The sequence below is a fragment of the Amycolatopsis panacis genome, from assembly GCF_003600245.1.
Taxonomy (GTDB): domain Bacteria; phylum Actinomycetota; class Actinomycetes; order Mycobacteriales; family Pseudonocardiaceae; genus Amycolatopsis; species Amycolatopsis sulphurea.
Map to the genome: position 1 here is coordinate 1 of NZ_QZFV01000127.1, position 25294 is coordinate 25294.

The window sequence follows — 25294 nt, forward strand, 5'->3', positions numbered from 1 at the left end:
TGGTGGTGGTGGGCAGCCGGGGCCGGGGCGGGTTCACCGGGATGCTGCTCGGCTCGACCAGCCAGGCATTGATCCAGCATGCCTGGTGCCCAGTGCTCGTGATACGACCGGAGCGCAAGCAGTGACCCCGAACCGGCGCTGACAGCAGCTTGACGGCCTCGCTCCCGGATGGCGAAACTGGTGTGTTCACGGTGCTACGTGGCTGGGACACCGAGCCGACAGGCGGGAGCCGGGTTGAGCCAGCGGAGCGTATCGGAGCCGGCCGGGCTGAGCTTCCCCGGCCAGCCGAGGCTGGAACTCGACCAACTGCTGGGACAGCTGGTCGAACGCGCGCAAGAGGTGATCGGGACCCAGGGCAGGCTTCGGGGGCTGTTGCGCGCGACGCAGGCGATCACCGGTGGTCTCGCGGTGCCGGCGTTGCTCAAGCGCATCGTGGAGGCCGGTCGCGAGCTGGTGGGAGCGCAGTACGCGGCACTGGGCGTGGTCGGGCCGGACGGGCGGCTGACGGAGTTCGTGCACACCGGGATGGATGCGGAGACGGTAGCCCGGATCGGCCGGCTCCCGGAGGGAAAAGGCCTGCTCGGGGCGGTGATCGAGGACCCGCGGCCGATCCGGCTGACCCGGTTGCAGGACGATCCCCGTTCGGCCGGGTTCCCCGAGGGGCACCCGCCGATGACCGGTTTCCTGGGGGTGCCGGTCCGTGCGCGGGGCGCGGTCTTCGGCAACTTGTACTTCGCTTGCGGGGATCGTGGACCCTTCACCGAGGAAGACGAGCAGCTGGCGCTCGCGCTGGCGGCCGCGGCGGGTAGCGCGATCGAGAACGCCCGGCTGTACGAGACAGCCCGGAACCAGCAGGAGTGGCTGCGCGCGTCCGCGGCGGTCACTCGCGAGTTGTTGTCGCCGGATGCCGGGGACCCCTTGGCGCGAGTCGTGGAGTACGTGCGGGATTTGGCGGCGGCGGACCTGGTCAGCGTGGTCTGTCCCGGCGAGGACACGGGAACGGTACGCGTTGAGCGCGCGATCGGTGCCGGTGCCGATCAGCTCCGGGGGATCGTCTTGCCGGCGGACTCCACCGTGGCGGGCACCGTGCTCGCGAGCGGCGAGCCGAGGATGGGTTCCTTGCCGGACGAGCGATCCCGGCTGGGCGTGCCCTCCGCCGTCGAGCTGAACGTCGAGGCGGTGCTGCTGGTGCCGTTCACCGGTGGCGGGCAGGTGGCCCGGGTCCTGACGGTCGCGCGGCTGGCCGGCCGCCCGGCCTTCACCGGTGACGATCTGGAGATCGCGGTCTGGTTCGCCGACCAGGCCTCGGTGGCCATGGAGCTGGCGGCCGCCCGGGCCGAACGAGAAGCCGAGGCACTGCACGACGAACGCGACCGGATCGCGGCGGAGCTGCACAACGAGATCCTGCGGCGCCTGTATGCGATGGGCCTGTCCCTGCAGACCACCGCCGGGCTCGCGCGGTCCCCGGCGGTGGCCGCCCGGCTGAAGGGCACGATCGCAGATCTGGACGACATCATCGGCCATGTGCAGGACACAGTGTTCCAGCTGGACGACGCCGCACCGGCGGACCCGGAACCGGTGCGCGACCAAGTCCTGCGGGTGCTGTCCGAGGCGGCGGCCCGGCTCGGGTTCGCGGTGTCCTCGGAGCTGACCGGAAAATTCGACGCGATCCCGTGCGAGGCGGTGATCCCGTTCCTCACGGAAGCCCTGCGCCTGGTCGCACTCCATGCCGCGGCCAAGGAGGTGGCGGTGGAGGTCCGAGCGTCGGCGGATCTGGTGACCGCGGTTGTCCGGTACAAGGGCGGCGGCGATCTTGCCGGATCGGCGGGCGCCGACCTGGCTGGGCTCGCGGAGCAGGCAAGGCGCCGCGGCGGCACGTTCACCGTTGCCGGGGATGGCGGGCTGACCTGGGCTGTTCCGGTGGAAGGGGGACTTTCTCCACCGGGGTGAGGACTTCGGTCATGGCCGGGCCGGGCCATCCGGACGTACGCTCGTTTCCTGGCTGCACGGCGTGGTGCTGTATCCGGAGTGCTGTATCCAAGGTGGGTGAGGGACGGATGGTGCGGGTTTTCCTGGTCGATGATCATGAGGTGGTCCGGCGCGGGGTTGCCGACCTGCTGGAGGAGACGGACGAGCTGACGGTGGTGGGCCAGGCGGGCACCGTTTCGCAGGCGCTGGCCCGGATTCCGGCCCTGCGGCCCGACGTGGCCGTGCTCGACGTGCGGCTGCCCGACGGCAACGGCATCGAGCTGGCCCGTGAGCTGCGTTCCCGGCTGCCCGGCGTGAAGTGCCTGATGCTCACGTCCTACACCGACGAACAGGCCATGCTCGACGCTGTGCTGGCGGGGGCCAGCGGTTATGTCATCAAGGACATCAAGGGACTCGACCTGGTTTCGGCGGTGCTGGACGTCGGGGCGGGGAAGTCGCTGCTCGACGCGCACGCCGCGGCCGCGCTCATGGCGAAGCTGCGCGACAGCGCGGAAAAGAAGCGCGGGCCGCTCGCCCAGTTGTCCGATCAGGAGCGCACGCTGCTGGAGCTGATCGGGGAGGGCCTCACCAACCGGCAGATCTCCGAGCGGATGTTCCTCGCGGAGAAGACCGTGAAGAACTACGTTTCCCGGTTGCTGACGAAGCTCGGCATGGAACGGCGCACACAGGCGGCGGTGCTCGTCACGCAGCTGCGCGGACGGCAGCGATAGCCGCCGGTCAGGCGCTGACCATCGACGGTCCGAGCAGGACGTCCTGCACACTCCGGCGGGGCGTCCAGGAGCCCGGCGTGCCGTAGCCGAGGCGCAGGATGATCTGGGGCCACAGAGCTTCTCCGAGCAGCTCCCTCAGCCGGAGGCGCGTCGCGGGAACCTCGATCGGCTGGGAGATGAACGACGCGTCGATTCCTTCGGCGGTCGCGGTCAGGAGCGCTCGTTGCATGGCTTGGCCGGCGCGGAGCCGGTCGACCGGCAGGTCGTCGAAGGTGCCGATCACCACCACCAGAGGTGCGGTGGCCGTCGCACGGCCGCTGCTGCCGATGCCGAAATCGCGCAGCACCCAGGTGTCGTCGGCGGCCGTGGTACCTCCGGCACCGAGCGGCACGCCGTCCCGGCTGTCCCGGGCGCGTCCGGTCCAGCGCCGCCACTCGGCGACGAACGCCGGGTCGTTCACCTGAATGCGGTGGCTTTCGGACACCAGCTCCCGGAGGCCGGCAAGCTGCTGCCGGTCGAGCAGGGGCAGCCAGGCGTGTTCCACTTCGACGGCGTGCCGCAGCCGTCCGACGATCTCGGGCGGAACCGGCTTCGCGGTGAACGGCGTGCGGTTGGTGTGCCGGCGGGGGATGGCCTTGGCGAGGACGGCGAGCCGGCGGTCGATGACCGTGCTCGCGCGGGGGCAGACGGCGGCGAGCAGGTCGGAGTCGTCGCGGCGGGGGAGGAGCGTGGTGGCCGGGTGTACCCCGATCGCGTGGATCGCGGTGCGCAGATTGAACAGCGCGGCGCCGCACGACAGCAGAAGCTCGCGCCGGTCGGGGTCGGCGACCGGCAACGTCCGGGCGGCGTCGGCGTGGAGTTCGATGCCGCCCGGGCTGCTGCTGAACAGCCAGGGCTGCGTGTTGTGCGTGGAGGGCGCCAGAGTGGCCGAGCGCAGCACCGAGACGACTTGGTCGGCGCTGAGCTGGCCCGTCGGAGCCGCGTGGAGAGTCATCGTTCTCCTCTGGCCGCGAGAGGCGGCACACTGGACGTCGTGCGTAGCCGTTCCCGCAAGGGTGTACCTCCCGGAATGGGATGCACAGAGGCGAAGGTCATTTGTCCGGAACGGCATCGAGCACCGGAAGGGCGGCGTGATGTCGGAAGGTGGCGAGGGCGGCCGCAGGCTGTCCGGAACCCTGTCACAGCTGCGCCTGCGGGAGACCCTGCGTGATCTGCAGGAGCGGGTCGAGATCCTGATCGGCACCCGCGACAAGATGGACGGCCTGCTCGACGCGGTGCTCGCGGTCGCGTCCGGCCTCGAACTGGACACCACGCTCCATCGGATCGTGCGGGCCGCCGTGGAGCTCGGCGAAGCTCGTTACGGCGCGCTGGGCGTGCTGGGGGACGACGGGGCGCTGGCGCAGTTCGTGTACCGGGGTATCGATGCCGAGACGCGCGCCCGGATCGGGCCCCTGCCCGAGGGACACGGACTGCTCGGGCTGGTGATCGATGATGCGAAGCCACTGCGGCTGGAGGAGCTTTCGGCTCATCCGGCGTCGGCCGGCTTTCCCCCGAATCACCCGCCGATGCACTCGTTCCTCGGCGTGCCGGTACGGGTCCGCGACGAGGTGTTCGGCAACCTCTATCTCACCGAGAAGAAGAACGGCGAGGCCTTCACCGACGACGACGAGGTCATCGTGCAGGCACTGGCCGCCGCCGCCGGGATCGCCCTCGAGAACGCGCACCTGTACGAGCAGGCCCGGTTGCGGCAGCGCTGGCTCGGCGCGACGAGCGAGGTGACCACGGAGCTGCTGGGCGGGACGGACCCGGTCGACGCGCTGGAGCTGATCGCCGGCCGGGCGCTGGAACTGACCGGCTCGGACGTCACGATGCTCGCCTTGCCCGGATCGGGCCGCCTCGACACCGACGAGGAGTGGGAAGGCGATGCCGAGGAGCTGACCGTGGCGGTGTGCGCGGGAGCCGGGGCGGAAGACGTTGCCAGGACGCGGATCGGGGTCGCCGGGACGGTCGTGGGCTCGGTCTACCGGGACCGCACTCCGCGCCGCCTGGCCGAGCTCATACTTGCCGCGGATCACCGGTACGGCCCCGCGCTGGTGGTTCCCTTGCGCGCCGGCGACTACACCTCCGGCGTCCTGATCGCGGTACGGGAGCTGGGCGCCGCGCCGTTCGAGACGACCCAGCTGCCGGTGCTGGCGTCGTTCGCCGACCAAGCCGCGCTGGCCCTGCAGCTGGCGGCGCAGCAACAGGCGGCCAGGGAACGGGACGTACTCTCCGATCGCGACCGCATCGCCCGTGACCTGCACGATCACGTCATCCAGCGACTCTTCGCGGTCGGCCTGGCGATGCAGAGCACCCAGCGCCGGGCGAAGTCGCCGGAACTGCAGCGGCGGTTGCAGGACAGCATCGACCAGATGCACGAGATCGTGCACGAGATCCGCACGGCCATCTTCGACCTGCACGGCGGGGCGGCCGGGGGAACCCGCCTGCGTCACCGGCTGCACGACGCGATCGCGGAGCTCACCGACGACGCGCCACTGCACCCGACGGTGAGCATGTCGGGCACGCTCGACGCGGTGCCGGCGCAGCTGGCCGAGCATGTGGAAGCGGTCGTGCGCGAAGCGGTCAGCAATGCGGTTCGGCACGCCGGCGCGGCAACGGTGACGGTCTCGGTATCCGTACGCGACGGTGTGGTGCGAATATCGGTCTCGGACGACGGTTCCGGGTTGCCGGGCGAGGTTTCCCCCAGCGGGCTGGGAAATCTGCGCGAGCGCGCGGAGGCGGCAGGCGGGACCTTCACCCTCGAATCGCGGCCCGGCAAGGGTGTTCAGCTGGAGTGGGCGGCGCCCTTGCAGTGATCCGCTGGCGTTGATGCGGAGCAGCCACCATCACCGGCGGCATGCCCGCGCAGTCCGACGAAACTCATCGGGTGCCGCGCCGCTTCCGGAGTGATGACCACCACCGGACAGCGTGAGTACCGTACGCACTCCCGCGAAACGCTGCCCAGCAACGGTTTCCGCGCCAGGCCGGTGCCGTGTGCGCCGACCACGAGGAGATCTGCCTCGGTGGATTCGGTGACCAGTTCGGTGGCCGGGTCTCCTCGTGGTGTGGTGACGGTGACTTCCGGCGCGTCCGGGTATTCCCGCCGGATGCTCGAAATGTGGTCGCGCGGCGCCGCATTTGAGCCGTGGAGCGCGAACGATGTCCCCCGCAGCAACCCCTCGGCCGGCCGGACCACTACGGCGTGCACCCGATCCCCGGGCCGCGCGGCGACGCCGAGGGCCCACCGCAGCGCCGCGTCGCTGTGTGGCGAACCGTCGACACCGACGATGATGAAGCGACCGGGGGAGTTCATGAAGTGCCCCTTTTCCTCGGCTTCCGATCGTGCGGCAGTGCGTGGTGCGCGGATAGGGCCGGAGGTCCCCGGCGGGCGCGGGGATGGTGACGGCGCGGGTGGTGACTTTCGGCCCCGCTCGAGCCCGCGGAGTACTTGCGGAACGGCCGTCCCCGGTTCGCTTCTCCGCACCGAGAACCCGACCGCCACTGTCCATATCAGACTTGGCGCGGAGCCTGCGGGTGACCGCTGCGATCGAATGGCGCCGGGACGTTGGTCCTTCGAAGCATGACGGCCGGCTGGTCCAGCCCGGAGCCGCCCGGTAGGCCTCCCGTGCCGCAGCAGGTCACAGCTTGTCGTAGAAGGTGGCGATCGCGTCCATGACATCGATCGCCGCGGTGAGCTGGGCGGGCCGGAAGTGCTCCAGCGTTTCGTCGAAGGCCGCCGCCAGTTTCCGTTCGCGTTCCTCGTGTCTGCGCAGCCCGGATGCGGTGATCCGGACGAGCACTGTCCGGCGGTCGTCCTCGACGCGCTCGCGGGTGACGTCTCCCGATTTGACCAGGCCGTTCACCAGCTGGGTCACGGCTGCGCCGGTGGTTTCGGTATGCCCGGCGAGCCGGCTGATCGAGAGCGGGCCTTCCTCGGCGAGCGCGCGCAGGGCGCGGGCGTGCGGGAAGGACAGCGCGTCCTGATCCCGGCTCACCCGGCCGCGCAGCCGTGCGTCGGCCGCGCTGAGCGTGTAAGCCGCCCGTGCGAGGCGGTCCCGGGTCTCGGCTTCGGTGCTTTCCGGCATGCACTCTCCCTCCGCTTGACAGGACTTTAGCATAGGTCTTAACTAAGAAGGTCTTAGTAATTAAGACCTTATATATGTGGAGGGGAAGATGACTTCTCGAGCCATCGGGCAGAGCTGGGCCCTCGATGCGGCGATCGCCCAGGGCGGGTTCGACGCGCTGCACCCGCAGGCGCGGGGCAGCCTCGAAATGATCGGGGTCGACCACTCGGACTTCGAGCGGGTGTTCAGCCAGGTCAAGGCCGGCGCCATGATGCCGAAGGCGTGGGCCGGTGTCGCGCAGCAGGTCGAGACGCGCGCCGCCCATTACCGCCGGACGGGTTTCCTGGCGACGGCGGCCGATCTCTCCCAGCGGGCCGCCACGCTGTGGTGCGGTGCGCTGGGCCCCCTCCCGGTCGGGGATGCCCGCCGGGCCGTGTTCCGCGAGCACCTCAACCGCTGCGTGGACCACATCGGGGAACTCCGTGGCGGACGGGTTCGGCGGGTAGCGCTGGACTTCGAGGGCGGTCATCTTTACGGGCTGCTGCATCTGCCGGCAGGGGAGGTCCGCGCGGCCCCGGCGGTGATCCTCGGGCCGGGCATGGACATGCTCAAAGAGCACTTCCTGTCCCCGGCCGAACGGTATTACACCTCGCGCGGGATGGTGGCGTTGTCGATCGACGGGCCGGGCCAAGGGGAGACGCGCGAGAGCGGGGTCACGGTCGGGGTGACCAACTCCGAACGGGCACTGGCGCGCTGGATCGACTACCTGACCGGCCTTCCGGAGGTGGACGCGGACCGGATCGGCATGTTCGGGGTCAGCATGGGCGGCTACTGGGGACACCGGCTCGCCGCGGTCGACCGCCGGCTGGCCGCCCTCGCCAGCTTCGAAGGCGTCACCGGCGAGTTCGCCACGATCTTCGAGCGGGCCCAGCCCAGCTTCAAGCGCAACTACCTGCAGATGTCCGGCTACACCGACGAGGAGGCTTTCGACCGGGAGCTGGTGCCGCGGTTGCCGCTGGGCGATCTGGTCCGGGACATCGCGTGCCCGGTGCTGATCGGGATCGGTGAGTTCGACGAGCTCAGCAGTCTCGAGGAGATCATCGCCTCCTACGAGCGGATCACCGCGCCGAAGGAGATCCGGGTGTATGAGAACGAGTTCCATCCCCTCGGCGGCGTGGCCGCGGAAATGATGCGGTTCGGCGCCGACTGGCTCGAACGCGTGCTGGCCGGTGAGCTGGCCGAGCCCGGCCGTGATGAGCGCTATTACGTGCGCTGCGACGGCGAGGTGACCGAAGGCACCGCCGAACCCGACTGGTGGCGAGGTGCGGTGCCCTCGGCACTGCGCGCCTCGCGAAGTGAATGACGGACAGGGGAGGAAAAACCATGGAACTGCGCCTTGACGGACGGGTCGCGTTGGTGACCGGAGCAAGCTCCGGACTCGGCGCGGCCATCGCCCGGCAGCTCGCCGCGTCCGGGGCGAGGGTCGCCGCAGTGGGCCGTGACCAGGACCGGCTCGGCAAGGTGACCGGCGAGATCGGCGACGCGGCGGTCGGTCTTACCGCGGACCTGCGCGAGGCGGGTGCACCGGAGCGGATCGTCGACGAATGCGTGGCGGCCTTCGGCACCGTGGACATCCTCGTCCACGCCGCAGGGCTCGGCGAAGCCGCGCCGTTCGATCGGAGCCTCGACGCGCTCGACCGGATGTGGCTGGTCAACCTGCGCGCGCCGTATGTGCTGACGCAGGCGGCACTTCCGCATGTGCGCGGCGGCGGCAGCGTTGTGTTCCTCAGCTCGGTCGCGGGCATCGTCGCCTGCCCCCAAAGCACGGCGTACGGCACGGTCAAGGGCGCAGTGGAGAACTTGACCCGCTGCCTCGCGGTCGAGGAAGCGCCGCACGGAGTCCGCGTGAACGCCGTCGCCCCGGGCACCGTCCGCACTCCGCTGAGCGAAGCCGGGCCACTGGCCGATCCGGCGGGGGAGAAGTTCCTGACCGACCGCACTCCGCTCGGCCGGATCGCGGGGGTGGGAGACGTTTCGTCGGCCGTGCTGTACCTGGTCTCCGACGCGGCTTCCTATGTGACCGGCCACAGTCTGGTCGTCGACGGAGGGTGGACCGCGCAGTAGGGGCTGCGGGTTCGGCGGTGCCGGCGACCTCGCGACCGCCGAACCGTCCATCCACAGTGGACGCTTCCTCAGCGGACCAGCGGCATGAAGATCGTGTCGACGACTTCCCGGATCGACTCGGACGACATCGGCCGCAGATTCATGATCGCCTCGTGCCGGAGCAGGTCGTAGGGCAGGCCGGCGATCCGCGGGGTCAGCTTCGCGCGGTCGATCTCGCCTCGGTCGATCGCGCGCTGCAACACGGTTTCGATCACCGACTGCCGGGACCCGGTCAGCATCTCGCGCAGGTCGGCGGGACTGGTGCCGAGTTCGTCGAAATACGCCGCCAGCTGCGCGGTCATGATCGCCGCGAAGCCCGCGAACCACACGTTGAGCTGCTCCAGGAGGTCGATGGTGTCCTCCCGCAGTGACCCGGTGGCCGGGTCGGTCAGGACCGCACGATCACTCGCGCGGAGGATCGCGTCCTGAACCAGCGCACCTTTCGTCGCCCAGCGGCGATTGACGACCGGACGGCTGGTGCCCGCTCGCTGGGCGACCGACTCGAAGGTCAGGCCGGAATACCCGCGTTCCACCAGTTCGCCCCACGCTGCGTCCAGCAACGCACCCTCGAGTTCCGCGCCGTGCCTGCGCCGGCCACGAACGGGTGGCTCGCTTGCAAGATCCATGACTGCATCTTACACTGGGAGACGAGGGCAATCGACCCTTCTTTCTGCTCCACCGTGAACAGGAGAAACGTCATGAGCACCACCGCTGATGTTCAGTCGTCCACTTCGGTCACCGTCACCGTGCACACGAAAGGGCAGGATTTCGACGAGTCCACGGTGGACCAGTGGGAATTGAAGGCCGCTCGAAGGGCACTGAAGAACCTGAAGAATGTGGCCGGAGATCAGGTCATGATGGATCTGCTCAAGGAGCAGATCGACGCGGGTGACCGTTTTCACAAGGAACTCGTGGAGACGGCCGGCGGTGCGTGGCGGGAATCACGGACCGAATTCGCGGTGCGCGGGCTCACTGGCACGCAGCTCACCAATTGGTTCCGCGGGCAAGCGGGCGCCGGAGAATTCGGGGACAAAGCCCTTCTCGTGAACGCGCACCCCGAGCACTACGTCGAGCCGCCCACGTACCCGGGTGGCATGGTGGAGACGATCGGCGGGCACCTCACCCGGTTCAAGGTGGCGATGGTCCCCGAACTTCCCCCGGTGATCGCGGAATACCTCGACCCTGCCTACCCGCAGACGCTCGCGCAGGCCGAGCTGACTCTCGACGACGGCACCGCCTTCGCGTACTGCGTGCACCAGGCGCGGGACACCGAAACCGGCGCGGCCGTCGTGGTCCGCGTCATTTATCCGGCCACCTCCCCGGACTCCCTGATCGAGGGGCACTGCGAGCATCTGGCCATCGAATTCCGCAGCTGGATCAGGAACGCCGCCGCGGCGGCGTGACCCTCGGGGCTCTGGTCACCGGTTCGGGAGCATTCGGCGGACTTCGGGCACGCCATCGCGAAAATCTTCGCCGAGGGCGGCGCCGAGGTCACGATCACCGGCCGGGATCCGGAGCGTGCGGCGCCGGTCCTCGACGATCTCGGTGGCAACGCCCGTTTCCTGCAAGCCGATTTGCACGACAAGGAGAATGTGCGCAGGGTTCCGGCAAAGTCGGTGTAGAGGTCCGTGAAGGGTCCCTTCACGGACCCGAAACCGGTCCGGCGCACGCCACGAGGTGGTCGCACACACACCTCCGCATCGCCCACTGCCGGGTCCCCGACCAACTTTGCCGACACCCTGGAGAATGTGCGCAAGCTCGCCGACGATGCCGGGCCGGTGGACATCCTCGTCAACAACGCGGCAATCCTGCTCGGCGCCTCACAGGACCTCGACGACTACGAGCACGCATTCGCCGTCAACGTGCGTGCGCCGTTCGTGCTCACCACCGTCCTGGCGCCGGCGATGGCCGAGCGCGGAGGTGGCAGCATCGTCAACATCTCGTCGACGGCCGCCGGAATCGGCATGCCCGAGATGGGGCTACGGGGCGACCAAGGCCGCGCTGGAATCCCTGACCCGGGCGTGGGCAGCGGAATTCGGCTCGGCGAACGTCCGCGTCAACGCCGTGTCGCCCGGACCGATGCGCACGTCGAAGGCGGTCGCCGCGCTCGGTCCGGACGTCGGCGGCTACGGCGGCACCGTGCCGATGGCGCGGGCGGCCGACCCGTCCGAGGTCGCCGAAGTGGTCGCCTTCGCGGCCGGCGACCGGGCCGGGTTCATGACCGGCGCAGTCCTCCCCGCGGACGGCGGCCGGGCCGCCATCTGACCCCGTCTGCCCGGCTCCCTCCCCCGCGGCTGCCGGGCCGGCGGACCGCTGTACGGACGCCTTTGCGCTGGGCGTCCGTACAGTGCTGGCTATGCATGCTGTCGATGCATATAGGTACCGACTCCGGTGAACCTCGCCGCGCCCCCGATCCGGGGGCGCGGCATTGTCGCGAGTACGGCTTCGGGCGCGTCACGACCCGTGGAACCGCCGGGCTGTCATTGGCCGGACTTGTCTGAGCGGGCGCGGAACTCTTTCCGTTAGTGGCGTCGATGGGGTTTCGAGGGCTCCGCAGAACACGACGTGCGGTTCGGCAACGGATTCGCCGACGGTCACGCTTCCCTTCGCTCGCCGACGTGGGGCAACCTGATCGAGGCCGGGCGGTTGTGCTCGCCGGCCTGCCGTCGCTGCTCGGCTGCGCGTGGGGTGCCGGCAAAAGTGCGCCGATCCCCTTGTTTCGTGGGCTATCACTTTCTTCCTATAGCTACAACTATCTGACAAACCTCGCATCAGTATCGGATTAATCTGGCTCGGAAAAATCCGGCCCTGAGGCAGGCGCCGATCAGGCGCGGCACTGTGACGCTGATCTCATTCGATTGGACTATTGTCGCCTGTGAACCGTCTCACTACGGTCGGTAGCAGGGTTGAAAGATGAGTAAAAATGCGCAGGTAAGCGTTTTTCCCTCATCTGTGAATAGTCACCAACGAGGGGTGGGGATAGTGCTGGAAGGAGAGTCCGCGGAGGTCATTCCCCGGGCCGTTTCGCAGGTGCTGGCCGTGGGTGGCGGGTCGGATCTGCAGCCGCGGCTGCGGGCGATGTTTCCCGGGTTGCGCACGGTCGCGCTCTGCCGGGCCGCCGCGCTCGGCTGGGTGCAGAAGCCCGGCGAGAACCAGGCAGTGGTGGTGCTCAACGACGACTCGCCGGTGGAGCGCTGGATTGCCGCCGGACGGCACATCAACGCGGAGTTCCCGATCGATCGGATCGTCGCGATGGCCGATCTCGACCAGGACAAAGCCGCGGCGATCGCGGCGGACCTGGGTGTCGGGTTCTACTCGCCCGAGGTCGTGGAACGCGTGCACAACAAGGTCGAAATGCGTCGGCGGCTGCGGGAGCGTGGCGTGGACCGGCTGCCGTACCGGGACCTGACGTCGGCGGCCGAGGCGCGAGACTTCTTCGCCGAAGCCGGCCCGCCGTTGATCGTCAAGCCCAGCCGCGGCAGGGCCAGCGCCGGGGTCACGGTCGTGACCGAGCCCGCGCAACTCGACGCGGCGTATCACCGGGCGGCCACCGAGCACGCGCCCAGGGTCGAACCGTCCTCGCCGATCGGCGAGCGATTCGTGGAGGGGCCGGAGTACAGCGTGGAATGCCTCTCCCACCGCGGCCACCACTACGTGTTCGCGGTGAACGAAGAGTTCAAGGACTCTGTGTCCAAAGTGGAGTACGGCCACGTGGTCCCGGCGCGGATCGACGCGGAAATCGAGACGGCCCTGGTGGCCTACGTTCGCGAGTGCCTGACGGCGCTGGGCATCGAGCATGGCATCACGCACAGTGAGCTGATCTTCGGCCCGGACGGTCCGGTGTTTCTGGAAACTCACCTGAGGCAGGCGGGCGACGAGATTCCGCACCTGATCGCCGATGCGACCGGGCTGGACATGGCCGACTTCTTCCTCCGGCAGGTCGCCGGCGAGGATATCGGCACGCTGCCGGAGCTGATCGCGAGGCGGGATCGGCCGCAGTACACCGCAGCCGCGGCGATCCGCTATCTCGTGCCGCCCGCGGAGGGTGTTCTGGAGGGCATCGACGGCTGGGACGGCGTCGCGGCGTTGCCAGGGGTGCGCGCACACGCGCAGTCGGCGGAAGCCGGTGCTGCGCTGAACGGGCTGGAGAGCTCGTATTCACGGCTGGGGCATGTGCGGGTGCGGGCAGCCGATCCGGCAGCGGCGCTCCAGCTGCTCGACAAGGCATTCGCGGCCATCACGGTCAGGGTTCGCCCCGCAGCGTAAATCGGCAGGAGAGCGGCCGAAATGACATCCATTCGGGCTCGCGGCAGAAGTGTGCACCGTTCATCCGCGATCCGCAGATACCTCTTCGGTTATTTTGTCACCAATGTCGGCGTGGGTGGATTCACGCTCGCGGTCGGGCTGATTCTGTTCGCGAGAACCGGTTCGGCGGAAATGTTCGGGGTGCTCGTCGGAATGGAGTTCGGTCTCGGATTGATCGGGCAGGTGATCGGCGTGAGCGTGCTCGACAGGCGGGACGCGCTGAAGGTGGCGATCATCGCCAACGTGGTGCGCGGCGGTGCGGTTCTCGGGTGCGGCGCGCTGCTGCTCGCGTCGGCCGGCACCACCGTATTGGTCAGCGTGTTCCTGGTGTCGGCGATCATCCGGCCGCTGTACCGCGCAGCCAGTTTCGCGCTGGTGGTCCGGGTGTGCGAGCCGGTTGAGCTGGCCAGGGTGAACGGCCTTCGATTCGGTCTGCTGCAGGTCGCCCAGGTGACCGGGCTGCTGTGGGTGTCGCTGCTCAACGCCGTCGCTCCGCAGCCGGTGATGCTGCTGGGCGTCGCGGTGTGCCTGCTGGCGGGCACCGCGATCCTCGCCGAGCTTCGGCACCTTCCGGCCCAGGCGCCGCCAGCCACGGCCGACCGGATGTCCGGCCGGTGGCGAGAGCTGGGCGCGGCCTTTCGCCGCACCCCGGCGGTAGCCGTCCACCTGCTGCTCGGCTGCGCCGGGCCGCTGGCCGTGGCGCTGGCCGCGGTGCTGGTCGCTCCGGTGAACGCGGAGCTCGGTGGCGGCGCGCTGGGCATCATCGCCCTCGACGGCAGTGCCGCGGCCGGTTCGTTCGGGGCGGTGATGATCACGCGGAAGTTCGCCGTCGAGCGGCTGCCGTCGCTGATCTGGGCCGCGCCGCCGCTGATGGCGGCCGGACTGCTGCTGCTCGGGCTGAACCAGTCCGTGCCGGCCGCGGTGGTGGCTTTCCTGGGTTTGGGCTGCGGATCGGTGCTGTCGGCGACCGCGCTCGACTCGTTGTTGCAGTACCGCACCGCGGCGCGGCTGGTCGGCAGGCTGGCGATTTCTCAGGAGGCCGCGGTTTCGCTGTTCGCACTCGTCGCGCTGCCGGTGTTCGGCCGTCTGCTGGCCGAGAGCGGAGTCGGTGCCGCGTCCGTGGTGTTCGCGACGGTTCTTACTGGTTTCACGGTGGCCTTCGCGGTCGGTTGGTCGGTACGCCGGACCCGGCTGCTCACGAGTCCGGTGGGGAATCCGGACTGAATCGAGGGGAGAACGTAGCCATGCAGATCGAACTCGGCTGGGCCGAAGCACTGGACACGCTTGTCCGTGATCCCACCGACGAAAAGGCACGGGCATGGGCCGAGGAGGCCGCCCGCGAGGAGCGCGGGACGCCGGGGCAACTGTATTCCTACCGAGTGCTGACCAGCGGCCAAGAAGTGCTCACCGCACTGGCCGAAGGGCCGCGCCGGGTCGAAGCGCTGCTGGCCGAGTACGCCCCGACCCGCACCGATCGACAGCCGGAGCCGGGCGAGTGGAGCCCGCGGCAGATCGTTCACCACCTCGCGGACAACGAGGCGGTGAACGCGGTGCGGCTGCGGGCCATTCTGACCGAGGAGACGCCGGAGATCTACGGATACGATTCGGATCCCTGGACCAGGTTCTTCGACGTGGAAAGCGTTCCCGAGGCAGTGCACCGGTTCGCCGTCCAGCGTGCGAACACCGTCCGAGTGTTGCGGGGCCTCAGCGAAGAGGACTTCGACCGCAAGGGTGTGCTGTCCTATCGCGGTGCGGAGACCGTCCGTGTGCTCGCGGCTGTGCTCGCCGGGCACGACCTGTCGCACCTCGACCAGCTGGTGAAGTCGTTCACCATGGTCCGGGCGGCAGGGCTATGAGCTACGCCGAACTGGCGGCACAGGTTCTCGAACAGGATCTCTGCACCTCATGCGGTGCCTGTGCCGCGGTGTGCCCTCAGGATTTGCTGCGGATCTCCGTCGACCGCCCGGTCGCGGCACTGCGCCCCGAGGTCGCCGCCGGCGACGTCTCCTGTGGCAGCTGCACGCTCTGCGTGGACAGCTGCCCCGGTAAGGACACCGGCACGGCCGATTCGGAACTGCGGCTGTTCGGCCGGACCAGGGCCGAGCACGAGCGCTGGGTCGGGATCAGCCGCCAGACCTTCCAGGCCCATGCTCTCAGCTCGGAGGTACTGGGCGCCGCATCGGCGGGCGGCGCCGTGACCACGCTGCTGATCACCGCGCTGCGAACCGGGATGATCGATGCCGCGCTGGTCGTCGGCAGGGACGACGACCGCCCGTGGATCCCGGCGGCGCACCTGGTGGATACCGAGGCCGCGGTGACGGCGTCGGCACAGGCGAGTTACTCGATCGCGCCCACCCTGCAGTTGTTGCGGGATACGGCGTACCAGCGGATCGCGGTGGTGGGCCTGGCCTGCCAGATCCAGGCGCTCAACAAGATGGCGAACCTGCCGGAGCCGCCGCCGGTGCTGTCGAAGGTGGCCCTGACCATCGAGATCGCCTGCTCGTCCAACACCCGGCTGGCCGGCACCGAACACCTCGTCGAGGATCGGCTTCGGCTGCCGCTGGCCGAGGTCGCCGACCTGAAATACCGGTCCGGCAGGTACCCCGGCACCTTCACCGCGCGCGACGGCTCCGGCACCGAGCACAGCCTGCCGTTCCACGAGCTGGTCACGACGTTCAAGAAGTTCAAGACGTTCCGTTGTCTCGCCTGTCCGGACTGGTGGAGCGGGCTGGCCGACATCTCCGTGGCCGACGGAGACCCGAACATTTTCCGCACCAGCCGAAACGACACCGAGGTCCCGAAGACCTCGTTGGTGATGACCAGGACCGGTACCGGTGACGAACTCGTGGCGCGGGCGGTCGAGCGCGACGAACTGGAGGTCGCGGACAGCACCTTCGAACCCGGCGAAAGCCTGGGGCTGCAACGCAAACGCCACCGGTACCTGGGCTATCAGCGCAAGTATCCGGAGCGGGTGCCACATCCGGCGATGCCGGGAGAGGAAACCGTCCAGCCGCTGAGCGACGAGGACGTGATCGAGCGGATGAGCCCGGCAGGTGCCCGTGGCGACTGAGTATCGGGCGGTGCCTGCCCGGATCCGGCTGGGCCGGCCGCATCCCGGCAACGGGCCGGTTCGCGCGAAACCCCACGCGGACAAGGCGATCAGCCAGCGCGCGACCCTGCTCGCGGCGATCGCGGACGGGCAGTCGCAGATCAGGAAGCTCGCCGGCTGCCGGGACACCGCATCGAACCTGCGAGCGCTCGACCGGCTCGGCGTCTCTGTCCGGGTCGAGGGAACGAGCGTGACCATCGACGGCGTAGGCCCCGGCGGGTTCGATTTCCGTGGCGAGGCAGTGGATGCCGGCAACAGCGCGACTACGGCGAGATTGCTCATCGCGGTCTTGGCCGGCAGCCGGGCAGACTGCGTTGTCGACGGCAACGACCTGCTGCGCAACCGGCCGATGGACTGGCTGATGGAACCGCTGCGACAGCTGGGTGCCGACCTGACCTGCCTCGGGCGGGAGGAACGGTTACCGGTGCGCGTGGCGGGCAGGCAGCTGCGCGGCGGCACCGTGGAGGTCGAGATCGACTCGGCCCAGCCGGTATCCGCGATGTTGTTCGCCGGCCTCGCGGCGGACGGCGAGGTGGTCATCCGGCGACGGACGGCGGCCCGCGATCACACGGAGCGGATGCTGCGCTGGACGGGCGTGGACGTGCGGGCCGCGCAGAACCAGGTGGTCCTGACGCCCGGGACTCCGCGCGCCTTCGAGCTGACCGTGCCTGGTGATCCGTCCGCGGCGGCGGTGCTGGCCGCACTGCACCTGGCCTCGCCGCGAGCGTCGTCGTCCTTGCTGCTCGACGATGTCTGCCTGAATCCGACCCGGCTCGGCTTCTTCCGTGCTCTGCGGTCGCTCGGTGCGGACATCACGTGGCAGGAGCGTGCGGGCGCCGGGTCCCCGGAGCCGGTCGGCACGATCGAGGTGCGCGGCCCGCTGCGTCTCGCTGGCGGCACTGTCGGCGGCAAGGAACTCATTCAGGCCGGTATCGACGAGTTGCCGCTCCTGGCCGCGCTGTGCTGCCGGGCAGACCAGCCGCTGGTCATCGAGGACGCTGCCGAGCTGCGCGACAAGGACATCGACCGGATCACCGCCACGGTGGAGCTGCTGACGCAGTTCGGCATCGAAGCGTCCGCCACCTCCGAAGGACTGATCGCCTCTCCGTCGGAGCCGAAGCCGCCGACGGAGCTTTTGTTGCCAAGGGACCATCGGCTGGTGTTCGCCGGCTGCGTGCTGGCAGTGCTCGCCGGTGGAGAGTTGGTGCTCGACGGGATGGACGCTGCCGCGACGTCGTATCCGGCTCTGGTCGAGGATCTGGCCACCTATGTTCCGGTGGAGGTGCTGTGACGCTGGCGATTGTCACCGGAGGTGCCGGGTGTCTCGGCAGCGAGGTAAGCCGCGGCCTCATCTCCGACGGCCACCATGTGCTGGTGCTCGACCGGGCCGGGCACCAGCCTGCGGAGAATCTGACGAGTGCGGTGGTCGACCTGACCGACGAGGACAGTGTGCGGTCGGCCGTCGACGTGGGCATGGCTGCGCACGGCGCACCCGCGGTGCTGGTCACCTGTCACGGCTGGTCTCCGAAGGGACCCGGCGGGCGGGCCGCGGCCGGGGCCGCGATGCCTGCCGCGGACTTTCTGGCGGTCCTGCGGGTCAACCTGCTCGGCTGCTATCTCGCGATGAAGACGGTCGTGCCCGCGATGGCGGCGGCCGGCGGCGGGCGGGTGGTCAATGTCAGCAGTACTTCCGGGCTGACCGGCCGGACCACGGCGAGTCCCGCCTACGCGGCGGCCAAAGCCGGAATCGACGCGCTGACCCGGTCGTTCGCTGCCGAGTACGGCGACCGGGGAGTGCTGGTGTCCGCCGTCGCACCAGGCAAGTTCCGCAGTCCGGGCTGGGTCGACGACCCGGAGACAGTGGCCGGATACACCGGGGGCATCCCGCTCGGCAGGCTGGCGGAGCCGGCGGAAATCGGCGCGGCGATCCGGTTCCTGGTCTCGGCGGACAACACCTATCTCACCGGCCACACCATGGTGATCGACGGAGGGCGGTTGGCATGACCAGGGTCGAAGACCTGACCTGGACCGAGTTCGAGAACCGGGCACCCGGAGTGCCGTATTGGCTGGTCGTCACCGGCAGCGTCGAGCAGCACGGTCCGCACCTCCCGCTGGGCGCGGACACCATGGTCGTGGAGCGAGCCGCCGAACTGGTGGCCGGCCGGCACGGCGCGCTGGTGCTGGGCACGGTGCGGGCAGGCGTGCTGCACGCTTTTCGGGACTGGCCGGGCAGTACCCGCCTGACGCCGGAGACTTTCACCTCCACCGTCGTGGAACTGACCGCGGGGATCGTGCCGTACCGGAACCGGGTCGTGCTTCTCAACGGGCACGACGAAAACCACGAGCCGCTCATGATCGCGGCACGGCGACTGGCCGAATGCCAGGGCACGGACGTCGTCGTGGTGGAGTGGGCCGAACTGGTCGGCGACGTGATCCGCGAGAGGTCCGCTTCGACCAGCGAGGCGCACGCCGGCGAGGGCCTGACGTCGGTCTTCCTGCACTGGTTCCCGGACCGGGTGCGGACTGAACTGGTCGCGCCGGGGGTCGAGCCGGAGAATGGACTGACCCGGGACGACTTGCACGTGGCGAAGCGTGCACACCGGCCGGTCCGGTTCGATCGGGCGGCTGTGCCCTCGGGAGTGATCGGCGACCCGCGGCCGGCGAGCGCGGACAAAGGGGCGGCGATCGCGGAGGCGTTGGTGGATCGGCTGGAACTGCTGGTGAAGGAGCGAGGATGGCTGTGAGCCCGACGACGGCCGAGGACGCCGGCACGGCGATGCGGGAGCTGACCCGGTTCGAGTCGCCGTCGATGTCGGTGACCATCGAAAACGACATCGGCCTGATCGTGTCTCATGCGGACGGCCCCTATCTCTGGGATCGGGACGGCCGGCGGTATCTCGACCTCACCGCGGGGTCGGGGGTCCACGCGCTCGGCCATGGCGATCCCGGGCTGCTGACGGCGATGGCCGAGCAGCTGCACAGCTTCGCCCACGGTGGCTGGCAGCTGGGCTGTCCGGCTCGCGCCGAGCTGAGCGGGCGGCTGGCCGAGTTGCTTCCCTGGCCGGATCCGGTGCTGTTGTACTGCACAACCGGTTCCGAGGCGGTCGAAGGCGCGTTGAAGGTGGCTCGCGCGGCCACCGGACGGCGGCAGATCCTGGGTTTCCTCGGCGGCTATCACGGAAAGACCGGCGGGTCGCTCGCGGTCACCGCGAACTCGAGCCTGCGGCGGGACGTCACCGAGCTGCCGACCGCGGCGATGAGCCTGCCGTATCCCTCGGCCGGCGGATACCTCACTGCCGAAGCGGTGCCGTCCGGTGCGGAATTCGCGTGGGGCCAAGAGATCCTCGAACATCCGGATTTCGGGCTGGATGACGTGGCCGCGCTGGTGGTGGAGCCCGTCCAAGGCGCGGGCGGCATGCTCGCGGCAAGTCCCGGCTGGCTTGCGCACCTGCGCGAGTTCACCAGGAAACACGGCATTCTGCTGGTTCTGGACGAGATCTATACGGGTTTCGGCCGCACCGGCTCGATGTTCGGCTTTCAGCACGACGGCGTCGTGCCGGATCTGGTCGTGCTGGGCAAGGCGTTGGGTGGCGGTCTGCCCGTGTCCCTGGTCGCCGGACCGCGCGCGGTGATGAAGCGGATAGCGCCGCTCCGGCAGACGAGCACGTTCTCCGCGAATCCGGTGGCCTGCGCGGCGGGCAATTACGTGGTGCGGCGGGTGGTCGAGGACGACCTGTCGCGGCGTGCTGCCGAAACCGGCGACGCGCTGGCGGCCGCGCTTGCCGCCCTGCGGATCCCCGGCATCGAGATCACGTTGTGCGGGCGCGGGTTGATGCTGGGCGCACGCGTCCACACGACGGGCGGCGCGGGCTTCGTCAAGGCGGTCGTGGCCCGGATGCGGGAGCTCGGAGTGCTCGTGCTGCGCGGTGGTCCGGACGGTGAGGTGGTGAAGCTGACCCCGCCGCTGACGCTGCCGGCCGACGCCGCGACGGCCGCGATCGAGGCTTTCGCGAAGGCAATCAGGGATGAGCTCACGCGGTGACTGAACGACTCTGGGCAGGTCGGGTGTTCGTGCGGAGCGGCTGCGGTGGCAACCACACCGGAGTGGTGCTCGACGAGTGCGGCGCGCCGGCCGATCTGGCTGCAGCCCTTGGTTTTCCGGACACCGCGTTCGTGCAAGAGCACATCGGACGTTCCGTCACCGTTCGCACGTTCTCGCCGTACGAGGAACTGGCCCAGTGCTTGCAGACGACGCTGGCGACCCCGGTCGCGCTCGGCGCGGCCGACGGTGAGACCTGGCGCGTCCGGCATCCCGCTGGCGCCTTGGACGTTCAGGTCGAGCGTGCGGCGGACGGATGGCTGTGCTGGGCTCGCGACACCGACGCAGCAGGGGAGCCGATGCGCGTTGGCGACTTGCCGGGTTGGCTGAGTGCCGCGGACGTCTATCGAGTGCCGCAGGGACGGAGCCGGTTGTACGCCAGGGTTCCGGACGTCGCCGAGTTGCCGGTGTTCAGCTCCGCCGAGGTTCTCGCTGTTTGCCGGGCGTATGACTGCACTGCGGTCGTCTTTTTCGCTGAGACGGCGGCGGAGACCGTGCGCACCAGGGTGTTCACGACTTCGCTGGGAGGGCGGGAAGACGTTGCCACCGGTGGTGCGGCGGCAGGCGTCGGCGTCCTGCTCGCGCGTGCGCGCCGGACCGGGCGGATCGACGTGATCCAAGGCGCGGAGGAGGAACCAGCCGGACAGGGACACCTGGTGTTGTCGCTGGACAGTGAACGACATGTCGGCGGCCGGGTATTGCCGCTGCTGACGGGAAGGACAGCGCCATGGGGACCGGACTGACAGCGACCCGCCACAGCCGAATCGACGACGTCGCGGGCACCGGCGAGCTGTTCGCCGGGGCACCGCTCTACGAGAGTCCCGGTTGGCTCCGTTACTGCGAGCGGCTTTCGGGCGGGCGCATGACGTACCTGGTCGCGAGGGACGAACACGGCCGTCCGGTCGGGCTTACGGCGACCAGGATCGTGCGTCCAGGCCAGGTGATGGCTCTGTATGACCTCGGTACGTTGTTCGACGACCCGAAGCCGGCGGCGTTGTACCCGAACGTCGTTTCCGCCGTGTCCGGTTCGCACTGGGTCGATCGTGTCCTGCCCGGTATCGATCCCGCTCCGGTTCGCGCGGTTCTCGGCCAGGAGCTTGCCGAGGGTGCGGCGGAGCTTGGCTGCACGGCCGCGGCGGCGCTGTATGTCGGCGAGATGGACAGCGCCCGGCAGCTGAGCGTGGCGATGGGTGGCTCGCCGCCGTTCGTCTTCGCCGCGCAGACGGTCCTGACCGGGCAGTGGTCAGGCTTCGACGGCTATGTGGCCAGTCTCAAGCGCTCGCGGCGTAACAAGGTACGACGAGAGCTGCGCGAGTGCCGGGAGAGCGGGATCCGGATTTCCGTCCACAGTGGAACGAAGGCGCTCGGCGAGGACACTGCGCGGCTCCAGGTCGCGTTGCGGGAGAAGTACGCGGTGGGCGGCTCGGTCGAATCCGTTCTCGCCGATTACGAGCATCTTCGTGCGACGGTCGAGGACCGGCTGCTCGTGTTCCGCGCGGAGCGCGACGGGCGGCTGCTCGGCATGAGCATCGCACTGCTGGACGGCGATCGGCTGCACCTGCGGCTGGTCGGCTTCGATTACGCGCAGGAGCTGGCCTTCCTCTACTTCAACGTGTTGTTCTACGCGCCGATCGAATGGGGTTCCCGCAACGGGATGACGTCCTATGCGTTCGGCACCGGCAGCTATCCCGCGAAACTGGCCCGCGGCTGCGTGCCGGCGCCGCTCTACGCCGTCGTGCGCTGGCCCGATGCGGACCGCGCGGTCTGCGAGGAGCGAGCGCGAGCGCACGAGAAGGCGCTGATCGAGGAACTCGGCATCGGAGACGGTGAGGGGAATTCGTGACGAAACGTCGTTTGCTGGTGGTGGACGCGCCAGGCGGTCCACGGCCGGAACAGTATCTACGCAGTTTGTGCGAGGAATTCAGCGTTACGGTGGTGTGGTTGGCCGTCGAGGCGCCCGCGGACCGGGACCGCCGCCGGGCAGCGGTCTCTCTCGCGCCGACGGCGATCGCCGTCGAGAATCCGCTGGACCTGGCAGGCGAAGTACGGCGAGCGGCTGATACCCACGAGCCTGACGGGATGCTCGCGCTGAGCGAACGCGTCGTCCATGTCGCACAATTGGCCGCCCATGAGCGCGGGTTGCCCGCCAACCGGCCGGAGACCTTGCAAGCGTTGCAGGACAAGAGGATCCAGCGGGAGCAGTTGGCCAAGGCCGGCCTTGCGGTCCCCGAGCCGTGGGTCCTGCGCACCGAACGAGACTGCGCCGCGGCGGCCACAGCGGCAGCGTTTCCCGCGGTGCTCAAGCCTTCGGTGGGCATGGGCAGCATCGCGACCTACCTGATTTCGAGTCCGGAGGAGCTGCTCGCGACTTGGCGGTCCGCGATGGGGATCGTCGCCGCGGACGACCGGATAGCGCACCACAGCCCGGTTCTCCTGCTGGAAGAGCTGTTGCCCGGCATGGACCCGGTGGACGAGCCGAGGCTTGGTGACTACGTCTCGGTCGAGGTACTGGTGACCGGCGACGGCCCGAACATCCTTGCGGTGTCGGACAAACTGCCGCTGTCCCCGCCGTTTCGGGAGAACGCGCATTTCCTGCCGTCGGTCCGGCCGCCCGGCGTCCTGGCACCGATCACCGACTGCGTTCTGGCCGCGCACGAAGCGCTCGGGATCACCCACGGGGTCACGCACACCGAAGTCAAGCTCACGCCCGCCGGCCCGGCGATCATCGAAGTCAACGGACGGGTCGGCGGTGGCGTGACCGAGGAACTGCGGCTCGCGGCGAACTACGACCTGCCGCTTCAACTGGCCCGGACGGCTGTCCGGCTGCCGGCCGACACCCGCCCGGCGTTTCAGCGGTACGCAGCGTTTCTCACTCCCCAGCCACCGCACGGACATCACGTGGTGCGGCGGTCCCCGACGACGGCCGAGCTACGGGCGGCTTTTCCCGCGCTGGACGAGATCGTCCACGTCACCGCCGCCGGCCGGATCACTGATTCCGCCGTCGGCACCGCCGGCAATCTGGTCAAGGCATTCGCCGCCGCGTCCGCCCACGAGGACCTCGTCGACCTGGCCGAGCGCATCACCGGTCCCGAGTACTTCCGGCTCGAAGAGATATCGGCCGGCGACAAGGAGAAGAACACGTGACGAGCAGCATCCGGATCTTCATCGGCGAGCCATCCTCGATCGACCCGGCACAGGGTTTCGAACACGACGGGGCGCTCGTGCTGCGGTTCCTCGCCGACCCGCTGATCGACTTCACGCCGGACACCGGCGAGCCCCGGCCGGCCGCGGCCGCGAGCTGGGAGGTGGACTCCGGCGGGAAGCGAGTGCTGTTCCGGCTGCGCCGCGATGTTCGATTCCACCACGGCCGGGCCGTGACGGCCGAGGATTACGTGTACTCGCTGACCAGGGTGGTCCGGCCGGAAACCGGGTCGAAGCTGGCCTACAACCTGGCGATGGTCGAGGGCTACGAAGCCGTGCTGGCCGGCCGCTCGGACACGTTGAGCGGAGTCCGTGCGCTCGCTCCGGACCTGCTCGAAGTCCGGTTGACCGAACCGTTCCACGAGATCGCGGCGGTGTTCGGCCATCGGGTCACCGCGCCGGTGCCTGCCGAGCTCATCGAGGCCGACCCCGAGGACTTCCGGGTGCGGCCGGTCAGTACCGGGCCCTACCGGATCGCCGAGCCGTGGCGGGAGGGCACAGGACTGGTGCTGGAACGCTTCGACGGCTACTACGGGAACAACGCCGCCTACCCGGACGGCGGCGGCGGGCACGTCGACCGGATCGACCTCGCGGTCTACGACGAGGTCGACGAGGGCTACGCGGACTGGCAGCGAGGTGCGCTGCAGATCACCAAGGTCCCGCCGGCGCAGCTGGGGGACGCCTTCAGATTCGGCGAGCGGTTCCGGCGGACCCCGTGCGCGCTGATGCAATACATCGGATTTCCGACCAGGGTGGCTCCGTTCGACGACCCGCGCGTCCGCCGCGCGGTCGCGATGAGTGTCGACCGGCAGCACATCATCGACGAGATCTTTCACGGCACCCGCCCGATCGCCGACCGGGTCCTGCCGCCCGCCATCGCCCGCGGCGACGGCGGCGACGACCTGATCGACATCGAGTACTCACCGCGGCGAGCCCGTGAACTGCTGGCCGAAGCAGGCGTCGGCACCGACCTGGAGTTCGACTTCTGCTTCAACGCCGGACTCGGCCACGACGCCTGGGTGACGCTGGCACTGGACCAGATCAGCGCCGCCCTCGGCTGGCGGTTCCGGCTCACCCCGTTGCCCTGGCCGGAATTCCTGCGCTGGCTGCGCCGAGCCGATTCGCTGTTCCGGATGACCTGGGTGATCGACTACCCGTCGCCGGACAACTTCCTTTATCCGCTGTTCCATTCCGAATCCATCCACCACGACAATTTCACCGGGTTTTCCTCCGCCGAGTTCGACCTGCTGATCCAGCGTGCCCGATCAACCGCGGACCCGGCCGGACGCGCCAAGCTCTATCGGGCGGCCGAGGAGGTGGTGTGCTCGGCTCTGCCACTGCTGCCGCTGTGGTTCGGCGTCCAGTACCACTTGGTCGATCTCGACCGGTTCGACATCGACGGCCCGCCGGTCGATCTGTTCGGCGAGCCCGCCCTGCGGCTTTACCGGCCGCGGCCAAGCTCGGCCGGCTGACCTGAACAACGGGGGACAGGGTGTCGGCAAAGTCGGTGTGGAGGTCTGTGAAGGGACCCTTCACAGACTCAGAGTCCGTGAAGGGTCCCTTCACGGACCCGAAACCGGTCCGGCGCACGCAACGAGGTGGTCGCACACACCTC

At 69.3% G+C, this 25294-nt stretch carries 24 protein-coding genes and 1 pseudogene; 20 read left to right on the forward strand and 5 right to left on the reverse strand.

The window, feature by feature from the left end; translation table 11 throughout:
- From D5S19_RS27150 to D5S19_RS27160, 3 genes are all read left to right on the forward strand, one after another.
- A partial coding sequence (locus D5S19_RS27150) for a universal stress protein (protein WP_147397395.1) occupies positions 1-125 on the forward strand: 125 nt, incomplete at its 5' end.
- Between the two features lie 109 nt (positions 126-234).
- Positions 235-1950 (forward strand): sensor histidine kinase, encoded by a 1716-nt coding sequence (locus tag D5S19_RS27155; RefSeq protein WP_158605653.1) that lies wholly within the window; start codon positions 235-237, stop codon positions 1948-1950.
- 107 nt (positions 1951-2057) lie between these two features.
- Entirely contained in the window at positions 2058-2699 is a 642-nt protein-coding gene (locus D5S19_RS27160) for a response regulator (RefSeq protein ID WP_120026227.1), read from the forward strand.
- Between the two features lie 7 nt (positions 2700-2706).
- Here D5S19_RS27160 and D5S19_RS27165 read toward each other — a convergent pair whose 3' ends face one another.
- A complete protein-coding gene (locus D5S19_RS27165) occupies positions 2707-3693 on the reverse strand; it encodes an Acg family FMN-binding oxidoreductase (RefSeq protein ID WP_120026228.1) in 987 nt (328 codons plus the stop codon).
- 139 nt (positions 3694-3832) lie between these two features.
- On the opposite strand from D5S19_RS27165, the gene D5S19_RS27170 reads away from it, so the two are divergent.
- The gene (locus D5S19_RS27170) at positions 3833-5554 is read left to right on the forward strand and encodes a GAF domain-containing sensor histidine kinase (RefSeq protein ID WP_120026229.1); all 1722 of its coding nucleotides are present in this window, start codon (positions 3833-3835) and stop codon (positions 5552-5554) included.
- Here D5S19_RS27170 and D5S19_RS27175 read toward each other — a convergent pair.
- Entirely contained in the window at positions 5524-6051 is a 528-nt protein-coding gene (locus D5S19_RS27175; RefSeq protein ID WP_120026230.1) for a universal stress protein, read from the reverse strand. The two genes, D5S19_RS27170 and D5S19_RS27175, sit on opposite strands and share 31 nt — an antisense overlap.
- A gap of 325 nt (positions 6052-6376) precedes the next feature.
- On the reverse strand, positions 6377-6823 hold the full coding sequence (locus D5S19_RS27180; RefSeq protein WP_120026231.1) for a MarR family winged helix-turn-helix transcriptional regulator: 447 nt from the start codon (positions 6821-6823) through the stop codon (positions 6377-6379).
- Positions 6824-6911: 88 nt separating this feature from the next.
- Here D5S19_RS27180 and D5S19_RS27185 point away from each other — a divergent pair, with 88 nt between their 5' ends.
- Both D5S19_RS27185 and D5S19_RS27190 read left to right on the forward strand, forming a co-directional pair.
- The gene (locus D5S19_RS27185) at positions 6912-8165 is read left to right on the forward strand and encodes an alpha/beta hydrolase (RefSeq protein WP_120026232.1); all 1254 of its coding nucleotides are present in this window, start codon (positions 6912-6914) and stop codon (positions 8163-8165) included.
- Between the two features lie 20 nt (positions 8166-8185).
- The gene (locus tag D5S19_RS27190; RefSeq protein WP_120026233.1) at positions 8186-8926 is read left to right on the forward strand and encodes an SDR family NAD(P)-dependent oxidoreductase; all 741 of its coding nucleotides are present in this window, start codon (positions 8186-8188) and stop codon (positions 8924-8926) included.
- A gap of 68 nt (positions 8927-8994) precedes the next feature.
- Here D5S19_RS27190 and D5S19_RS27195 read toward each other — a convergent pair whose 3' ends face one another.
- Positions 8995-9591 (reverse strand): TetR/AcrR family transcriptional regulator, encoded by a 597-nt coding sequence (locus tag D5S19_RS27195; protein WP_120026234.1) that lies wholly within the window; start codon positions 9589-9591, stop codon positions 8995-8997.
- Positions 9592-9663: 72 nt separating this feature from the next.
- Between D5S19_RS27195 and D5S19_RS27200 the strand changes: the two genes are divergently transcribed.
- On the forward strand, positions 9664-10368 hold the full coding sequence (locus tag D5S19_RS27200) for a hypothetical protein (protein WP_120026235.1): 705 nt from the start codon (positions 9664-9666) through the stop codon (positions 10366-10368).
- A 15-nt stretch (positions 10369-10383) separates the two neighbouring features.
- On the opposite strand, the gene D5S19_RS33915 is transcribed toward D5S19_RS27200, so the two are convergent.
- Entirely contained in the window at positions 10384-10545 is a 162-nt protein-coding gene (locus D5S19_RS33915) for a hypothetical protein (protein WP_233574198.1), read from the reverse strand.
- 198 nt (positions 10546-10743) lie between these two features.
- Between D5S19_RS33915 and D5S19_RS33920 the strand changes: the two are divergent.
- The 13 genes and pseudogenes from D5S19_RS33920 (at position 10744) to D5S19_RS27270 (ending at position 25151) form a co-directional block, all read left to right on the forward strand.
- Positions 10744-11230, forward strand: a pseudogene (locus D5S19_RS33920) (SDR family NAD(P)-dependent oxidoreductase).
- A 708-nt stretch (positions 11231-11938) separates the two neighbouring features.
- Positions 11939-13231, forward strand: a complete 1293-nt coding sequence (locus D5S19_RS27215; protein WP_158605654.1) for an ATP-grasp domain-containing protein — start codon at positions 11939-11941, stop codon at positions 13229-13231.
- 21 nt (positions 13232-13252) lie between these two features.
- Positions 13253-14494, forward strand: a complete 1242-nt coding sequence (locus tag D5S19_RS27220; protein WP_325050328.1) for an MFS transporter — start codon at positions 13253-13255, stop codon at positions 14492-14494.
- A gap of 20 nt (positions 14495-14514) precedes the next feature.
- Positions 14515-15126, forward strand: coding sequence for a DinB family protein (locus tag D5S19_RS27225; protein WP_120026238.1), 612 nt, complete (start codon positions 14515-14517; stop codon positions 15124-15126).
- Complete coding sequence (locus D5S19_RS27230; protein ID WP_120026239.1) at positions 15123-16340, forward strand: Coenzyme F420 hydrogenase/dehydrogenase, beta subunit C-terminal domain; 1218 nt, start codon at positions 15123-15125, stop codon at positions 16338-16340. The genes D5S19_RS27225 and D5S19_RS27230 overlap by 4 nt, the downstream gene beginning before the upstream one ends.
- Complete coding sequence (locus D5S19_RS27235) at positions 16324-17670, forward strand: 3-phosphoshikimate 1-carboxyvinyltransferase (RefSeq protein WP_120026240.1); 1347 nt, start codon at positions 16324-16326, stop codon at positions 17668-17670. The genes D5S19_RS27230 and D5S19_RS27235 overlap by 17 nt, the downstream gene beginning before the upstream one ends.
- Positions 17667-18383 carry an SDR family NAD(P)-dependent oxidoreductase gene (locus tag D5S19_RS27240; RefSeq protein ID WP_158605656.1) on the forward strand — a complete coding sequence of 239 codons (717 nt, stop codon included), beginning with the start codon at positions 17667-17669 and terminating at the stop codon, positions 18381-18383. The genes D5S19_RS27235 and D5S19_RS27240 overlap by 4 nt, the downstream gene beginning before the upstream one ends.
- On the forward strand, positions 18380-19123 hold the full coding sequence (locus D5S19_RS27245) for a creatininase family protein (RefSeq protein ID WP_120026241.1): 744 nt from the start codon (positions 18380-18382) through the stop codon (positions 19121-19123). The genes D5S19_RS27240 and D5S19_RS27245 overlap by 4 nt, the downstream gene beginning before the upstream one ends.
- Complete coding sequence (locus D5S19_RS27250) at positions 19114-20421, forward strand: aspartate aminotransferase family protein (protein ID WP_120026242.1); 1308 nt, start codon at positions 19114-19116, stop codon at positions 20419-20421. Before D5S19_RS27245 ends, D5S19_RS27250 begins: the two co-directional genes overlap by 10 nt.
- Positions 20418-21221, forward strand: a complete 804-nt coding sequence (locus D5S19_RS27255; RefSeq protein ID WP_120026243.1) for a PhzF family phenazine biosynthesis protein — start codon at positions 20418-20420, stop codon at positions 21219-21221. The genes D5S19_RS27250 and D5S19_RS27255 overlap by 4 nt, the downstream gene beginning before the upstream one ends.
- On the forward strand, positions 21206-22321 hold the full coding sequence (locus D5S19_RS27260; RefSeq protein ID WP_120026244.1) for a GNAT family N-acetyltransferase: 1116 nt from the start codon (positions 21206-21208) through the stop codon (positions 22319-22321). Before D5S19_RS27255 ends, D5S19_RS27260 begins: the two co-directional genes overlap by 16 nt.
- A complete protein-coding gene (locus D5S19_RS27265) occupies positions 22318-23622 on the forward strand; it encodes an ATP-grasp domain-containing protein (protein WP_147397522.1) in 1305 nt (434 codons plus the stop codon). Before D5S19_RS27260 ends, D5S19_RS27265 begins: the two co-directional genes overlap by 4 nt.
- The gene (locus D5S19_RS27270; RefSeq protein ID WP_158605657.1) at positions 23619-25151 is read left to right on the forward strand and encodes a peptide ABC transporter substrate-binding protein; all 1533 of its coding nucleotides are present in this window, start codon (positions 23619-23621) and stop codon (positions 25149-25151) included. Before D5S19_RS27265 ends, D5S19_RS27270 begins: the two co-directional genes overlap by 4 nt.
- The last annotated feature ends 143 nt before the right edge of the window (positions 25152-25294 follow it).